This is a genomic window from Fructobacillus sp. ESL1117 (assembly GCF_058508565.1).
In genome coordinates this window covers 670,905-687,713 of the sequence record NZ_CP196385.1, presented here as the reverse complement: position 1 = coordinate 687,713, position 16,809 = coordinate 670,905, and the positions used below count along the sequence as shown (strand labels likewise).

12 protein-coding genes are annotated in these 16,809 nt (G+C 45.9%); all 12 read left to right on the top strand.

Features of this window, described 5'->3' with window-relative positions:
- The first annotated feature begins 123 nt into the window (after window positions 1-123).
- The 12 genes from ACSYSH_RS02890 (at window position 124) to ACSYSH_RS02835 (ending at window position 16,754) form a co-directional block, all read left to right on the top strand.
- A complete protein-coding gene (locus ACSYSH_RS02890) occupies window positions 124-1,734 on the top strand; it encodes an APC family permease (RefSeq protein WP_489815889.1) in 1,611 nt (536 codons plus the stop codon).
- A gap of 191 nt (window positions 1,735-1,925) precedes the next feature.
- Window positions 1,926-3,353, top strand: a complete 1,428-nt coding sequence (locus ACSYSH_RS02885) for an APC family permease (protein WP_489815888.1) — start codon at window positions 1,926-1,928, stop codon at window positions 3,351-3,353.
- 99 nt (window positions 3,354-3,452) lie between these two features.
- The gene (locus ACSYSH_RS02880; RefSeq protein WP_491702417.1) at window positions 3,453-4,787 is read left to right on the top strand and encodes an aspartate aminotransferase family protein; all 1,335 of its coding nucleotides are present in this window, start codon (window positions 3,453-3,455) and stop codon (window positions 4,785-4,787) included.
- Between the two features lie 279 nt (window positions 4,788-5,066).
- Complete coding sequence (alaS, locus tag ACSYSH_RS02875) at window positions 5,067-7,748, top strand: alanine--tRNA ligase (protein WP_491702418.1); 2,682 nt, start codon at window positions 5,067-5,069, stop codon at window positions 7,746-7,748.
- A 135-nt stretch (window positions 7,749-7,883) separates the two neighbouring features.
- On the top strand, window positions 7,884-8,135 hold the full coding sequence (locus tag ACSYSH_RS02870; RefSeq protein WP_252773645.1) for an IreB family regulatory phosphoprotein: 252 nt from the start codon (window positions 7,884-7,886) through the stop codon (window positions 8,133-8,135).
- On the top strand, window positions 8,135-8,566 hold the full coding sequence (gene ruvX / locus ACSYSH_RS02865) for a Holliday junction resolvase RuvX (protein ID WP_252773646.1): 432 nt from the start codon (window positions 8,135-8,137) through the stop codon (window positions 8,564-8,566). The genes ACSYSH_RS02870 and ruvX overlap by 1 nt, the downstream gene beginning before the upstream one ends.
- Window positions 8,567-8,611: 45 nt before the next feature.
- Window positions 8,612-8,911 (top strand): DUF1292 domain-containing protein, encoded by a 300-nt coding sequence (locus ACSYSH_RS02860; protein WP_252773647.1) that lies wholly within the window; start codon window positions 8,612-8,614, stop codon window positions 8,909-8,911.
- A 444-nt stretch (window positions 8,912-9,355) separates the two neighbouring features.
- Complete coding sequence (locus ACSYSH_RS02855) at window positions 9,356-10,288, top strand: aspartate carbamoyltransferase catalytic subunit (RefSeq protein WP_491702419.1); 933 nt, start codon at window positions 9,356-9,358, stop codon at window positions 10,286-10,288.
- Window positions 10,285-11,553: a dihydroorotase gene (locus ACSYSH_RS02850; RefSeq protein ID WP_491702420.1), complete on the top strand. Its 1,269-nt coding sequence runs from the start codon at window positions 10,285-10,287 to the stop codon at window positions 11,551-11,553. The genes ACSYSH_RS02855 and ACSYSH_RS02850 overlap by 4 nt, the downstream gene beginning before the upstream one ends.
- Window positions 11,554-11,557: 4 nt before the next feature.
- Window positions 11,558-12,643, top strand: a complete 1,086-nt coding sequence (locus tag ACSYSH_RS02845; protein WP_491702421.1) for a carbamoyl phosphate synthase small subunit — start codon at window positions 11,558-11,560, stop codon at window positions 12,641-12,643.
- A 1-nt stretch (window position 12,644) separates the two neighbouring features.
- On the top strand, window positions 12,645-15,815 hold the full coding sequence (gene carB, locus ACSYSH_RS02840) for a carbamoyl-phosphate synthase large subunit (protein WP_491702422.1): 3,171 nt from the start codon (window positions 12,645-12,647) through the stop codon (window positions 15,813-15,815).
- 3 nt (window positions 15,816-15,818) lie between these two features.
- Window positions 15,819-16,754 (top strand): dihydroorotate oxidase, encoded by a 936-nt coding sequence (locus ACSYSH_RS02835; RefSeq protein WP_489815881.1) that lies wholly within the window; start codon window positions 15,819-15,821, stop codon window positions 16,752-16,754.
- The last annotated feature ends 55 nt before the right edge of the window (window positions 16,755-16,809 follow it).

The window sequence follows — 16,809 nt, the reverse complement described above, 5'->3', positions numbered from 1 at the left end:
GTATGAATAACCAGCAGTTTTTTTATATAATAGAGTTGCAATTTGTAATCGTTCTGGTACAATAGTGACCATTGGTGGTTCACTTGTAAGTGGTCACTTTGATAAATGTGACGGAAGGATATTATGAAATCTCATAAAATTGGTTTACTACAACTTGTTCTTTTGGGACTAGGATCATTGATTGGTTCTGGTTGGCTGTTTGGTTCTTGGGAGGCAACTCGTGTTGCTGGGCCAGCCGCTATTATCTCATGGGTGATTGGGGCAGGCGTGATCGGTGTGATTGCCTACACCTATATTGAATTGGGAACAATGTTTCCGCAGTCGGGTGGAATGTCAAAGTTTGCCCAGTATACTCACGGATCACTCTTAGGCTTTATTGCCTCTTGGGCAAACTGGGTATCACTGATTACTTTAATTCCAATCGAAGCGGTGGCAGCCGTTCAATATATGTCAACTTGGCCTTGGAAATGGGCAAATTGGACCCACCATTTCTTAAGTAATGGTCAAATCACGACACCTGGATTGCTCGTTGTCTTTGGCTTTATTGCGGTTTTCACGTTGCTCAACTACTGGTCTGTGACCTTGTTGACTCGCTTTACTTCAGCAATCTCATTCTTAAAAATTGGGGTGCCATTGTTGACGATTGTAATGTTGACCATTTCAAGTTTCCATCCTGGAAACTACGGTTCAACGGTTCACCAGTTCATGCCGTATGGAACAGCACCAATCTTCGCGGCAACAACTGTTTCTGGTATTATCTTTTCTTTTAATGCCTTTCAAACAATTATTAACTTTGGTTCAGAAGTTAAGGATCCAACAAAAGATATTTCTCGAGGAATTGTGATTTCCTTAGGAATCGCAGCAATTTTGTACATCTTGATTCAATCAACCTTTATTACGGCGATTGAACCGTCTGAAATTGCTAAATTTGGTTGGCACGGAATCGACTTTCAGTCACCGTTTGCTGATTTGGCCATCTTACTTGGCTTAAATTGGTTGTCAATCTTGCTGTATACGGATGCCTTTGTTTCACCATTTGGAACCGGTGTTTCCTTTGCGGCCTCAACCGGTCGTGTCTTGGCTGCCATGGCTTCCGATAAGCACATTCCACAATACTTGGGTAAGATTAACAAAAAGTACGGAATTCCACGAATGGCCATGGTAACGGACGCTATCTTGTCAATGATTATGGTAACGGTTTTCCGGTCATGGGGAACTTTGGCGGCTGTTATTTCAACTGCTACCTTGATTGCCTATTTGACGGGACCAGTTACGGTCATGTCATTACGCAAGATGGCACCTGATTTCAATCGACCATTTAAGTCAAAGAGTATGAAGTACATGGCTCCTCTAGCCTTTGTATTGGCCTCATTAGCAACTTATTGGGCAATGTGGCCAACCACAATCGAAGTTATTTTGATTATTGTCTTAGGATTACCATTCTACTTCTTCTACGAGTGGAAGCAGGGATGGTCAATGGACCGCGCTAAGCAACAAATAAAGGGGTCTTCCTGGTTGCTTTGGTACTTGGTTGCTTTGTCAATTGAGTCTTATATTGGTTCACACGAATTTAATGGAATCGGCCTGGTGAAGTATCCATTGGACTTTGTGATGATTATTGTCGTTGCTTTGGCCTTTTACTTCTGGGGAACTGGTTCACGTTTGGTTACTAAGCATTTCCGCCGCGCCAAGAAGATTAATGATACAGTTGAAGTCGAAGAACCTGAACTTTAATATTGATTTAAACAAAAAGAATCGGTTAATCCGGTTCTTTTTTTTATTCAGCAAGAGATTCTTCTGATAACAAGGCGGTAAATGAGAAAACAGTCAATTTATAAAGTTAGGATTAATAAAGTGTTTGACATTTAAATTAGAAAATGCTAATATTTTTGATAGTTTATAAATTAAGAAAGTAGGAGATGCTTATGGCAGATAAAAGCGGAATGGGCTCTTGGTTTAGGAGAGCTGATCCATCAGCATTCGAACAAAGTGATGCCCATCTGAAAAAAACACTGGGTGTGAAGGAAATGTTGGCCTTGGGGGTTGGAACAATTGTTTCCACGGCCATCTTTACCTTGCCAGGAATTGTGGCCGCCAACCACGCTGGTGCAGCCGTTAGTTTGTCCTTTGTGGTTGCTGCGATCGTTTCTGGTTTGACAGCCTTTGCCTATGCGGAGTTTGCTTCTGTTTTGCCATTTGCCGGTTCCGTTTATTCTTGGGCCAACGTTGTCTTTGGTGAAGTGTTCGGATGGATTGCCGGTTGGGCTTTGCTGGCTGAATACTTTATTGCCGTGGCCTTCGTTGCTTCTGGTTGGTCGGCCAATTTCCACCAATTCTTAGCTAATTTCGGCCTGTCATTGCCAAAAGCCTTGAATGGCTCTTTTGCCGCCGGAAACGGTGGGGTGATTGACCTCTTCTCACTGTTGGCGGTTTTGATTGTGGCCACTTTGCTTTGGAAGGGTACGAACACAACGGCCAAGGTTGAAAATACTTTGGTGGTCTTGAAGGTTTTGGTAATCTTGCTCTTTATCGTTGTGGGGGCCACTGCTATTCATCCTTCAAACTATGCTAACTTTATTCCAGCTCATAAACCAGGAACAACTTTTGGTGGTTGGCAAGGAATTTCAGCGGGCGCTTCACAAATTTTCTTGGCCTATATTGGCTTTGACTCAATTGCTGCTAACTCTGCTGAAGCAAAGAACCCACAAAAGACAATGCCTCGTGGTATCATCGGTTCTTTGGTTGTTGCCACGGTCTTGTTCGTGACAGTTGCCTTGGTTATGGTTGGAATGTTCCATTATACACAATATGCTAACAATGCTGCGCCAGCTGCGTGGGCCTTGGAAAAGGCTGGGCACCCACTTGTATCAAATATTCTTTCTGTTGTTGCCTTGGCTGGAATGTTTACGGCCATTATCGGTATGATGTTGGCTGGCTCTCGTTTGCTATATGCCTTTGGTCGTGATGGTTTGTTGCCAAAGGTCTTGGGTGACGTTAACGGTAAGGGTTTGCCAAACAACGCTTTGTTAGTTTTGACGGTCATTGCCGTTTTGGTTGGTTCTGTTTTCTCATTCAACGAATTGGCAGGTTTGATTTCAGCCGGAACATTGATTGCCTTTATCATGGTTTCTGTTGGAGTTTATGCCTTGCGTCCACGAGAAGGGAAAGATTTGCCAGTACCTGGCTTTAAGATGCCTCTTTATCCAGTTTTGCCTGCTTTGGGTGCCTTGGGTGCCTTTTATATCTTCTGGTCATTGGACATTCAGGCCCGTGTTTATGCTGGCTTCTGGTTCATCTTAGGATTGCTGGTTTATCTGTTCTATGGTTCACGCCATTCACGTTTGCAAAAGTAAAGCAACATGACTCAACTCAATATTTTTTCTTGAAAGCCCGGAATTTTCCGGGCTTTTATTGTATAATGATTAAAAATAAATGAGAAAAAGAGGTTGGGTATGAGCAGAAATTTAGATATTTTAGCCGAAGAGGATCAAAACAGAAATGCAGCGGCCCGGATTAAGTACTTTGATTTAGTCGTGCAATCTGGTTCTGGAGCAACAGTGACGGATGCTGATGGCAAAACCTACATTGACTTGTTGGCCTCGGCTTCTGCCATTAACTTTGGCCATTGCCATCCAAAGGTGGTTCAGGCCATTAAGGACCAGGCTGAAGAGCTAATTTTATATACGCCAGCTTACTTTGCGAATACGACCACGGCTAAACTTTTGGACCGGCTGTCTCAACTGACGCCGGGTAATTTTGACAAGAAGGTCGCGTTGGGAAATTCTGGCTCAGATGCTAACGAGGCGATGATTAAATTTGCTAGGGCTTACACGGGTCGGCCCAATGTAGTGACCTTTACCGGGGCTATGCACGGATCGACTTACGCAGCTTCAATTGCTTCAGCGATTTCATTGAATCAGGTCCGCAAAATTGGTCCGTTGATGCCCGGTTTTTACAAGGCACCCTTCCCAGACAGCCATGACCGATTACAGGGCGAGAATGAGCATGACTTTTCTTTGCGTAAATTTGCTGAATTTAAGCAACTTTTTGAAAGTTATCTACCGGCGGATGAGACGGCGTTGGTTTTAATTGAACCCATTCAGGGTGACGGCGGAATCGTGAAGGCCCCACAAGAATACCTGGACCTGGTTTATCAATACACTAGGGAAAACGGCATTGTTTTTGCTGTGGACGAGGTTAACCAGGGATTAGGCCGGTCTGGCACGCTGTGGTCCATTGATCATTTCGGGATTGTACCCGATTTACTAGCCATTGGAAAATCAATTGCCTCCGGTTTACCATTGTCTGCTGTCGTTGGGAAAGCTGAAATTATGGATGCCTTGCCTGCACCGGGCCACCTCTTTACGACTGGGGGCAACCCGGTAGCGGCTGCAGCGGCCCTGGCTGGCTTAGATGTCTTAAAGGAAGAAGACTTAGTGGGCCGGTCAATGCGGCTGGGCCTGCGAGTGCAAGAATACTTTGATCAAGCTCAGAAACGCTACACCTGTCTTGGTGATGTCCGCATTTACGGTCTTGACGGTGGCATTGATATCGTTAATCAAGATGGGCAACCAGACGCCCAATTGGCGAGTCAAATCATTTTTAGACTCTTTGAGTTAGGGGTCGTTATGATTACGCTTCGTGGCTTTATATTGCGTTTCCAGCCACCTTTGGTGATTACAGACGAACAGCTAGACCAGGTTTTTGCAATCTTTGACCAGGTCTTTACGGAGGCTGACAATGGCACTTTGAAGCCACTGCCAAAAGACCGTGCAATTGGCTGGTAAAGAGACTTTCGCCAAGAAAAAATTGTGCTATAATTATCCTTAGTAACTGGATATGCGGTCTTATAGCTTCTTTTTAGCAAGGTGTTGGTTGATGGAAAACACTAGGAACATGAGGGCGTGCTCCCAGGATAAATGCCAAAAAATGGCCGCATCCTAGCGTTATCAGGAATTAAAGGTAAAGATTTGAAAGATCATTACAAACAGCGGTGGTACCACGGTCACGCGTCCGCTCTTTGTTTTGGTCTTTTTTTTAATTAGCCGAAAACCAAAGGAGAATTCATGAAAGAATTATCATCAGCCGAAATCCGGCAAATGTTCTTAGATTTTTTTGCCAGTAAAGACCACTTAGTTGTACCGGCCAAGTCATTGATTCCAGAAAATGATCCATCACTATTGTGGATTAACTCTGGGGTGGCTACTTTAAAAAAGTACTTTGATGGCTCTGTTGTTCCACCAAAACCTCGATTAACGAACGCGCAAAAGGCCATTCGGACGAACGATATTGAAAACGTTGGTAAGACTGCCCGCCACCATACGCTGTTTGAAATGATGGGAAATTTCTCAATTGGAGACTATTTTAAGGCAGAAGTCATTCCTTGGGCCTGGGAGCTCTTGACGTCACCAGAATGGTACGGGTTGGACAAGGAAAAACTATATGTCACAGTTTATCCAAAGGACCAAGAGTCACGCAAAATCTGGGAAGAAAAGACTGATTTGCCAGCTGGTCACGTTTACGAAGTCGAAGATAACTTTTGGGATATCGGTGAAGGCCCTTCAGGCCCCGACTCTGAAATTTTCTATGACCGCGGTGAGGCCTTTGCCGATTTGCCAGCCGATGATCCTGAAATGTATCCAGGAGGCGAAAATGAACGCTACTTGGAAATCTGGAACATTGTTTTCTCACAGTTTAACCACTTACCTGGATTAACGGACAATAGCACCTACCCGGAATTACCACATAAAAACATTGATACGGGTATGGGACTCGAACGACTGGTTTCTGTTTTCCAAAATGGCCGGACAAACTTCGATACGGACTTATTCTTGCCAATTATTCATGAAACTGAAAAATTAGCTGGTGGGGCCAAGTACGACGAAACCAAGGATACGGCTGAAAACGTTTCCTTTAAGGTAATTGCCGACCACATTCGAGCAATTTCCTTTGCCATTGCTGACGGAGCCAAGCCAAGTAATGAAGGCCGTGGTTATGTTATCCGCCGCTTACTGCGACGAGCTGTTTTGCACGGCCAAAAGTTGGGTATTCAGGGTGAATTCTTGGCAAAATTGGTACCAGCCGTGATTAGTACATTGGACTCTTATTATCCAGAGCTAAAGGCTAATCAGGCTGAAATTGAAAAGACAATTTTGGCGGAAGAAAAGCGCTTTAACAAAACTTTGAAGGCCGGTTTGTCACTCTTGGACGAGGTCATTGCTCAAGCCAAGAAGAATGGCCAAAAGGCGATTGCGGGAGCAGATGCTTTCAAGTTGTCTGATACGTATGGTTTCCCAGTCGAATTAACGGAAGAACAGGCCGAAGACGCTGGTCTGTCAGTTGACTTAGCTGGTTACCAAAAAGCTTTGCAAGAACAGCGTGACCGCGCTCGGGCTGCCCGTTCAACGGAGAATGCGATGGGCGTGCAAAACGCTGCCTTAACGGATTTGAAAGTGCCATCAGCCTATGTTGGTTGGACTGACAAGACGGTTCTTGGCGCTAAGGTCGTGGCCGTTTTGGTTCACGATGAAAATGGTGTGGCCCAAGTAGCAACAGAATCTCATGCTGGTCAAACAGCTTGGTTGGTCTTTGATCAGACGCCGTTCTATGCTGAAATGGGTGGTCAGGTTGCTGATTTTGGAACGGTTAAGGATGAAAATGATCACATCTTAGCCCAGGTGACGGATGTTCAAAAAGGGCCCAATGGTCAGCATATCCATACAGTACAAATGATGGCGGATTTGAAGGTTAACCAGGTGGTTGACTTGGCCATTGATTTGGATCGTAACCGGGCCGTGTCCTTGAATCACACCGCGACCCACATGTTGGATCAAGCGTTGCGGAATGTGATTGGTGGGGATGTCCACCAGGCTGGTTCTTTGGTGGAACCAGAGTATTTGCGCTTTGACTTTAATCATGAAGGACCGGTTGACCAGGCCACGTTAAATCAGATTCAAGACCAAGTCAACGAGCAAATTGCCAAAAACTTGCCGGTTACTTGGGAAGAAATGTCCCTTGAGAAGGCCAAGCAGGTTGGCGCTGTTGCAGTCTTTGATGATAAGTACGGTGACACGGTTCGCGTGGTTTCCATTGGTGACTATAACCGGGAATTTGATGGTGGTACCCACGCTCAGTCAACAGCTGAGCTGGGACTCTTTAGGATTGTTTCTGAATCCGGTATCGGGGCGGGGGTTCGCCGAATTGAGGCGTTGACTTCAATTCCGGCCTTAACTCGCTTTGAAGCAGAGGAACAGACGCTGGCAGCCATTGCTAAGGGCTTGAAAGTACCAAACCTTTTGGCCGTGAAGGACAAGGTTGAAGAAGTACAAGCCGATTTGAAGGCAGCTAACCAGCAAATCGAAGCGATGCAGGCACAATTAGCCGCTCTGCAGGCTGGTAAACTCTTCAATAATCCAAGGCAAATTGGCCAACTGACGGCTGTGATTGCCCAAGTTAAGGTTGATAATGCCGGTGGCTTACGCCAAATGGCAGATGCTTGGCGCGATCAGGGTGCGTCAAACATCTTGGTTTTGGCTGCTGCCATTGGTGACAAGGTCAATTTGCTGGTTGGTGCTGATAAGACAGCCAACGCTTTAGGTATTAAGGCGGGTGATCTGGTCAAGGGGATTGCCCCAACTGTCGGTGGTGGCGGCGGCGGCCGACCTGATTTGGCTCAAGCCGGTGGAAAGGACCAGAGCAAGATTACTGAAGCGCTCGATCAGGCTGAAAAAATTATTGGTCAAGTTTAATATTTTCTTTGATAGCAGGTCGACTAAAGGCAACTGGCAAATTGGTCAGCTTGGAATTTAGTCGGCTTTTTGCTTGGAAACGTGTTAAACTAAAGACACGTAAAAGTGAAAACTATGAAGAAAGGAGTGTGTACGATGAGTGTGAACGATGAGACTGCGATTTTTGACTTCGGTAACCAGGCACCAAAGGATATCCATGAAACGATGGTATTGGTTTATGCCGCTTTGGAAGAAAAGGGTTACAATCCAATCAATCAGATCGTTGGGTATTTAATGTCTGGCGACCCAGCTTATATCCCCCGACTCCATGACGCGCGTAATTTAATTAAGCGCCACGAGCGCGATGAAATCATCGAGGAGCTCGTACACGCCTATTTAAATAAGTAATGCGGATACTAGGACTTGATGTAGGCTCAAAAACAGTTGGTGTGGCCGTTTCGGACCCAATGGGATGGACGGCCCAAGGGGTGGAAATCATCCGAATCAACGAGGACGAAAAAGTCTTTGGCTTAGACCGTTTGGGTGAAATTCTCCAAGAAACAGGCGCAAAAGGCGTCGTTTTAGGTCTGCCTAAGAATATGAATAATACCGAGGGCCCTCGTGCCCAAGCAGCGCGATCGTATGCTAAGATGGTGGAAGACCGTTTTAGTTTGCCCACTGATTTTCAAGATGAACGACTGACGACGGTTCAGGCTGAACGAATGCTAATCGAAGAGGCGGACGTTTCTCGTAAGAAGCGTAAAAAGGTCATCGACAAGATTGCCGCAGAATTCATTTTGCAAAATTATTTGGACGCTAACGGCAAGTTGACCAAGTAAATTTTTTTACTTTGGTGCAATCGTAACAATAACAAAGGATTTTTTATGGCTAAGCAAAACCCAGAAATTGACAAGATTACTCTGATTGATGAGAATGGTGACGAAACTTTATACGAAGTTTTGTTTACTTTCCATTCAGAGGAATTTGATCGTTCATACATCTTGCTCGTTCCAGACGGCGTTGAGGAAGATGAAGAGGTTGATGTACAAGCATACATTTTCAACCCGGCCGAGGATGGTGAAGCAACGGAAGAAGATTTGCTGCCAATTGAAGATGATGCAGAATGGAACATGGTTGAGGAAGTGTTGAATACTTTCTTGGATGATGATTCAAACTTTAATTAAGCATGTTGTTTAGTCACCACATTGTCGTGGTGACTTTTTTATTGGCAAACGTAAATCATTGATGAACCAAAGCTGTTAAGACTAAAAATTAGCAGTGACCATTGTTAGCTTTTCTAACAAAAGACAAAAATTGACCTTTATACCCTTTTCTGTCAGAAAAGCTTGCCAAAGGTATTTACAGGTGCTAAAATACCAACAAGCAAATAAAAGTTGCAATCCTTTAAAGCAGACCGGAGAGTCGCTAAGGTGGACAAGCAGCAAGGTAATGGTTGGAAGAAATTTCAGACCCCTGGGCGAGACCCTGGCAATCCTTGACAAAAAGGCTGACAAAAACGGACGAAGTGCAAGCTAATTGAGTCCAGTCAACCACCACTGACGCTCTGATCTTATGATCAGGGCGTTTTTTATTGGAAAATTGCAGCGGGAAAATCAAGGGGCATTGAGATGACGAATTGGAACAACTGCCTAGACCTAGCAGATTTATCAGCAACGCAATTACAAGAAGTTTTGGACTTAGCCCAAGACTATCAGGCAGGGAAAAAAGCACCAGCGTTGAAGCGTCCGGTATACGGTGTGAACCTCTTTTTTGAGAATTCCACCCGAACCAAGTCATCTTTTCAGATGGCGGAGAAGAAGTTAGGTATTGACCTAATTGAGGTTAATCCGGCAACGTCTTCTGTTCAAAAGGGCGAAACGCTGTCGGATACGTTGCGCACACTGGAAGCAATCGGCGTTGACTTTGCCGTTATTCGCCACGGCCAAACCGGTTGGTACGAAGAATTGATGGAAAATCCTTATGTAACACTGGGGTTATTCAACGCTGGCGATGGCGCTGGAGTCCACCCATCACAAACACTCTTAGATCTATTAACGATTGAAAATGAATTTGGTCGAATTGATGGCCTAAAGGTTGGTATTATTGGTGATTTGGCTCACTCACGAGTGGCAAAATCAGACGCTAAAATCTTAAAGTCGTTGGGGGCAATACTTTACTTTGGTGGACCTGAGTCCTGGTACAGTCGGGACTTTGATGATTTGGGCACATTTGGCACGCTGGCAGAAATTTTACCGGAATTAGATGTGGTGATGATGCTCCGGGTTCAATTAGAGCGCTTCGATGAGGCTAACCGTGATGCCTTCACGGCCGTTGATTATTATCAACAGTTTGGCTTAACACAAAAACGAGCTAAGCTTTTGCCAAAACAAAGCATTATCATGCATCCAGCCCCAGTTAACCGCAATGTTGAAATTGCCAGTGAATTGGTGGATGGCGACAAATCGCGGATCTTTACTCAAATGGGCAACGGGGTTTTTGCCCGGATGGCGATGATGACCAAGGTCCTACAGGCACGCGGCTTAATGGAGGTTGACAAATGAGAGTATTAATCAAGCATGTAGCAATTAACAAGCGCTGCCTGGACATCTTAATTGTGGATGGCAAGATTGCAAAAATTGCCCGTGGAATTGAGGTTCCAGCTGACGAAGAAATTAACGCCCATGGTGCCACGGCCATTCCTGGTTTGATTGATGTTCACGTCCACTTCCGCGAGCCAGGACTAACTTACAAAGAAACCATTGAAACCGGCTCTCAGGCAGCCGCTCACGGGGGGTTCACAACGGTGATGACCATGCCAAATGTCAAGCCGGTCGTTGATACTGCCGAAAAGGTTCGTCACCAGGTTTTGCTCAATCAGGAAAGTAGCCTGGTGAAGATTGGCCAATTTGGTGCACTATCGGCTGACCTGGTTGGCGTTGGCGCAGCTGATTTACAAAAAATGGCTGATGCCGGTGCCATGGCCTTCTCCAATGATGGTCATGGGGTGCAGGATGCACAGACGATGCTGGAAGCCATGAAAGCAGCTCGGCAGGCTGACCGCGTAATTTCGGCTCACTTGGAAGATGATTCCTTAATCCAAGGGGGAGTGATGAATGCTGGACCGCAAGCCAAACGATTGAACTTGCCCGGGATGACAGGTTTATCTGAATCAACTCAATTAGCTCGTGACCTGGTGATGGCACAAGCAACCGGGGTGAAGTACCACATCGCCCATATCTCAACCAAGGAATCTGTTGCTCAGGTTCGTTTGGCCAAGCAAATGGGCCTGGCCGTCACAGCGGAAGTATCACCACACCACTTGTTCTTAGATGACAGTATGATTGAAACTGATGACCCAATGTTCAAAATGAACCCGCCATTGCGGTCAAGAGCAGACCGATTGGCCCTAATCGCTGGACTTTTGGACGGGACGATTGACATGATTGCGACCGACCATGCGCCACATAGCGCAGAGGAAAAATCGGGCTCCATGAACGATTGCTCATTTGGCATTGTCGGATTAGAAACGGCTTTGCCACTAGTTTATACCCGCTTTGTTAAGAGTGGCTTAGTCGACCTGGATACTGTCCTTGATTGGATGGTTCGACGACCAAAGCAAGTCTTTAACCTCGTATCGGCGGGTGAATTACGGGTTGGGGATGCAGCCGATATTGCGCTGGTTGATTTCATTCACCCATACAAGATTAACCCAGCAGAATTTGAATCAAAGGGAAAGAATACCCCATTTACTGGTCAAGAGGTTTATGGCAAGGTCTTAAAGACCTTGGTTGACGGCCACTTGGTCTATCAAGCAAAGAAGGAGTAAGGCAATGCAAGGATACTTAGTATTGAAAAATGGATCAGTTTATGCCGGTGAGCGTTTTGGCTCCGAAAAAGATCTGCTAACAGAAGTAGTCTTTTCAACCGGAATGACTGGCTACCAAGAAACGATGACCGATCCCTCATATTTTGGACAAACAATGGTCTTTACCTACCCTTTGATTGGTAATTATGGCATTAACCTGGACGATAACGAAGGGACAGGCAGCAAGCCCGCAGTTGATGCCATTATCGTCAAGGACCTGGCCCGCCGTCCTGCTAACTTTCGTTCTGTGATGACCCTTGCTGATTTTGCCAAGGAAGAAGATTTGCCAGGGTTGACAGGCGTTGACACACGGAAATTAGCCACGGAAATCCGTGACCATGGCTCCATGCCCGCCGTCTTGGTTTCTGAATTAAATCAGGAAAAGATTGATGCCCTTTTTGCTCAAGATTATCCATCATTGTTGTTGGCCCGGGCAAAGAAGGAAGAGGAAATCGAGACCTTCGTTGGTGAAGTGGGTGGTCCAAAGATTGCTCTGTTGGACTTTGGCTTGAAGGGGTCAATCGTCAAGGCGCTGCAAAAGCGTGGTGCAACCGTAACAGTTTTCCCTGGCACAACGCCAGCGTCTGTTATTGAGGCCAGCAAGCCTGACGGGATCTTACTATCAAATGGACCTGGCGACCCCACTCAGTATGGTTATGCAACGAAGACTATCCTTACATTGCAAAATCAGTACCCAATCATGGGTATTTGTTTAGGACACCAACTTTTTGCCATTGCCAACGGTGCTAAGACTTACAAGATGAAGTTTGGCTACCGTGGCTTTAACCACGCCGTGACGGATGTCGATCACAAGCGGAAATACTTCACCTCACAAAACCATGGTTATGCCGTCGACCGGGCTTCATTGGCCGGGACGAATTTAGAAGTAACCCACGAAGAAATTAATGCTGAAACGGTTGAAGGCGTTCGGTTGAAAGATAAGGAAGCATTTTCAGTCCAATTTCATCCGGATGCTTCGCCAGGACCACACGACGCCGAATATATCTTTGACAACTTCATTAACAAGTTGACGGACAAGAAGGGAGCCTAAGATGCCCAAGCGAAATGACATTCATAAAATTTTGGTAATTGGTTCAGGACCAATTATCATTGGTCAAGCGGCCGAATTTGACTATTCCGGTTCACAGGCCTGCCTTTCATTAAAAGAAGAGGGCTACCAGGTGGTGTTGATTAACTCCAACCCTGCTACGATCATGACGGACCAAGAAGTTGCCGATCAGGTGTACTTGGAACCAATTACTTTGGATTTCGTCAAGGAGGTTTTGTACCGAGAAAAGCCGGATGCCATTTTGCCAACCTTAGGGGGCCAAACCGGCCTAAATATGGCAAAGGACTTAGCCGATTCAGGTATTTTGCAGGAACTAGATATTGAATTGCTGGGGACAAAATTGCCAGCCATCGAACAGGCTGAAGACCGGGAACTTTTCAAGGATTTGATGGAAGAATTGAATGAACCAGTACCGGAATCGCAAATTGCCACAACAGTCGCTGAAGCAGCTGATTTTGCAGGGGAAATCGGGTACCCTGTGGTTGTTCGTCCCGCCTATACGCTTGGTGGAACTGGTGGTGGCTTTGCTAATAATTTGGCTGAATTAGAAGAAATCACCGCCCATGGCTTAGAATTATCACCAGTGACCCAGGTTTTGATTGAAAAGTCGATTGCCGGTTATAAGGAAATCGAGTTTGAGGTGATGCGTGACGCCGCCGATAACGCTTTGATTGTGGCGGGGATGGAAAACATTGACCCAGTTGGCGTGCATACCGGTGACTCCATCGTCGTTTCGCCAACGCAGACTCTATCAGACCGGGACTATCAAATGATGCGGGATTCCGCTTTAAAGATTATCCGAGCCTTGAAAATTGAGGGTGGCGTGAACATCCAAATGGCTTTGGACCCAAAGTCTTTCCAGTATTACATCATTGAAGTTAATCCCCGTGTTTCTCGGTCATCAGCCCTAGCTTCAAAGGCAACAGGTTACCCAATTGCTAAGATGGCGGCCAAAATTGCCGTTGGTTTGCATTTGAACGAAATTAAAAATCCCGTGACTCAAACGACTTGGGCGGCCTTTGAACCAGCCCTTGATTACGTTGTGACCAAGATTCCGCGGTTCCCATTTGATAAGTTTGAACATGCTAACCGCACGTTGGGGACACAAATGAAGGCGACCGGTGAGGTCATGGCGATTGGGCGGACGCTGGAAGAATCATTGTTAAAGGCGGTTCGTTCACTTGAAGTCGATGAAAAGGATTTGAGTGCTGGGTACTTTGACGGGGTTTCAACAGAGGACCTGCAGGCACAATTGATGCCAGCCAAGGACGACCGCCTCTTCGCCATCGCCGAATTGATTCACCGTGGTGTAACGATTGAAGCAATCCATGATATTACACAGATGGACTTGTTCTTTTTGGACAAAATTTTGCACATTATCGAAATTGAACGAGCTGTTCAGGCAGATCCGGACAACTTTGAGAAAATTAAGACGGCCAAGGAATATGGTTTCTCTGATGCCTGGTTGGCGAAGTTGACTGGCAAAACGGAAGCTGATTTCCGTTTTTGGCGCAAGAAACAAGGCTTGTTACCAACCTTTAAAATGGTTGATACGGTTGCCGGTGAATTTGAATCGAAGACGCCCTACTACTACGGCACGTATGAAGACGAAAATGAATCAATTGTCACGGATCGACCTTCCGTTTTGGTGCTTGGCTCTGGTCCAATCCGGATTGGCCAGGGAGTTGAGTTTGATTATGCCACTGTGCATGCAGTGAAGGCCATCCAACAGGCCGGTTATGAAGCCATTATTCAAAACTCAAACCCCGAAACGGTTTCAACTGATTTTGCTATTTCCGATAAGCTTTATTTTGAACCATTAACCCTAGAAGATGTCTTGAACGTGATTGACCTCGAGCAACCCTTAGGTGTGGTTGTGCAATTTGGTGGCCAAACGGCCATTAACCTAGCTGCTGGTTTGGAACAGGCCGGCGTTAAGGTTTTGGGAACAACCGTGGCCGATTTGGATCGCGGCGAAGACCGAGATGAATTTGCCAAAGTGATTGATCAGCTTGAATTGCCAAAGCCAAAGGGTGAAACGGCTACTACCAAAGAGGGAGCCTTGAAGGCCGCCAATGACCTTGGTTATCCGGTTTTGATTCGACCATCTTATGTGATTGGTGGTCGGTCAATGGCCATCATCGATTCCGATGATGACTTGAAGACCTATATGGAACAGGCAGTTAAGGTTTCAAACGACCATCCCGTTTTGATTGATGACTACCTCACTGGTCAGGAAGCTGAAGTTGACCTGATTTCAGACGGCACGGACGTGTTGATTCCAGGAGTGATGGAGCACATTGAACGCTCTGGTATTCACTCAGGTGATTCTTTTGCGGTTTATCCAACGCAACAAATGTCTGCCAACGTGAAGGCACAAATCGTTGAATCTGCTCAAAAGTTGGCTAAGAAATTGAACGTGATTGGCTTGATGAATATTCAGTATGTGATTCATGATGAAATCGCCTACGTGATTGAAGTTAACCCACGGGCATCCCGGACATTACCATTCTTGTCAAAGGTGACGGAGATTCCAATGGCTCAGGTAGCCACACAAATTATGTTGGGCAAGTCCTTGAAAGACTTGGGTTACCAATCCGGTTTGGTTCCGGAACCAGTTACAGTTCACGTGAAGGCACCGGTTTTCTCATTTGCCAAATTAGCCGGCTTGAATTCGACGGTAGGGCCAGAAATGAAGTCAACTGGTGAAGTCATGGGAACTGCTGACAACTATGATCAAGCACTCGCCAAGGCGCTGGTTGGTGCTGGTTTACCAATTTTGCATCAGGGTCGAATTCTTTGGGACTTGGCTAAAGCAGACCAGCAAGAGGGCTTGGCCTTGGCTAAGCGTTTTGCAGCCCTTGGCTTTGACTTGGTTGCTGCTGACGGCAATTGGACTTTCTTGCAGGAAAATGGTGTTGCAGTTGAAGCAGCACCAGTTGATTTGCCAATGGCAATGGCTAAGCAAGAATTGCAAATCATGGTCAACACACTTGACCAGGCTGACCAGGCTTTGGCAGGGGAGAGCCCCGTCCGAGCAGCAGCCATTGTCAACGAGGTGGCCTTATTTACCGCCTTGGATACCGTCGCTGCTTATTTGACGGTTTTGGAATTACCAGAAGAAACACACTTTGTAAAAGCATTGGGAGAATAATTGATGACCGATATTGATTTGAACGCCGACCTCTTTGGGCAAACTTTAACGAGTCCATTGCTCAACGCCTCTGGGGTCCACTGTCAGACCAAAGAAGAATTGAATGATTTGGCACATACGAGCAACTTGGGTGCTATGGTAACAAAATCAGCAACACTTCAGGCTCGTGCAGGGAATCCAAACCCACGGTACTATGATCTCAAAAATGGTTCGATTAACTCGATGGGGTTGCCAAACTTAGGCTATGATTTTTACCTTGATTATGTTTTGCAAGAACAGACAAAGCCAACAATTTTGTCTGTTGCTGCTTTGTCAGCGGCTGATGCGATTACCCTGCTAAAAGACTTGCAGGATTCTGACTATCAGGGACCGACTGAATTGAACTTGTCTTGCCCAAACATTGTTGGAGAACCGCAATTAGCTTATGACTTTGAGGCCACCGACCGGGTCTTAAAAGAAGTCTTCAGTTTTTACACGAAGCCATTGGGCGTGAAGTTACCACCATATTTTGATCTAGTTCACTTTGACAAGATTGCTGCTGTGTTGAACAAGTACCCATTGACCCACGTGAACACGATTAATTCTGTTGGTAACGGCCTGTGGGTCGATATTGAACAGGAACAAGTGGTCACAAAGGCCAAGGGTGGCTTTGGTGGCTTGGGAGGAACAATGGTGCTGCCAACGGCTTTAGCCAACGTTCGCGCTTTGCGCCAACGCTTGCATGACAGCATTAAGGTCTTGGGAACCGGCGGTGTGACTTCCGGGGAAGATGTTTTTGCACACATTCTTTGTGGGGCTGATTTGGTTTCAGTTGGTACTCAGGTGATGAAGGAAGGCTTGGGCGTTTATGACCGTCTTGCTGAAGAATTGCAGGCGATCATGGCCCATAAGGGTTACCAAAGTTTGGCAGATTTCCGTGGCAAGTTAAAAGAACTGTAAGGCGGTTTTGTTAAAAAATAAGTCAGCCTTTCGACTGGTAAAACGATTTAACCAA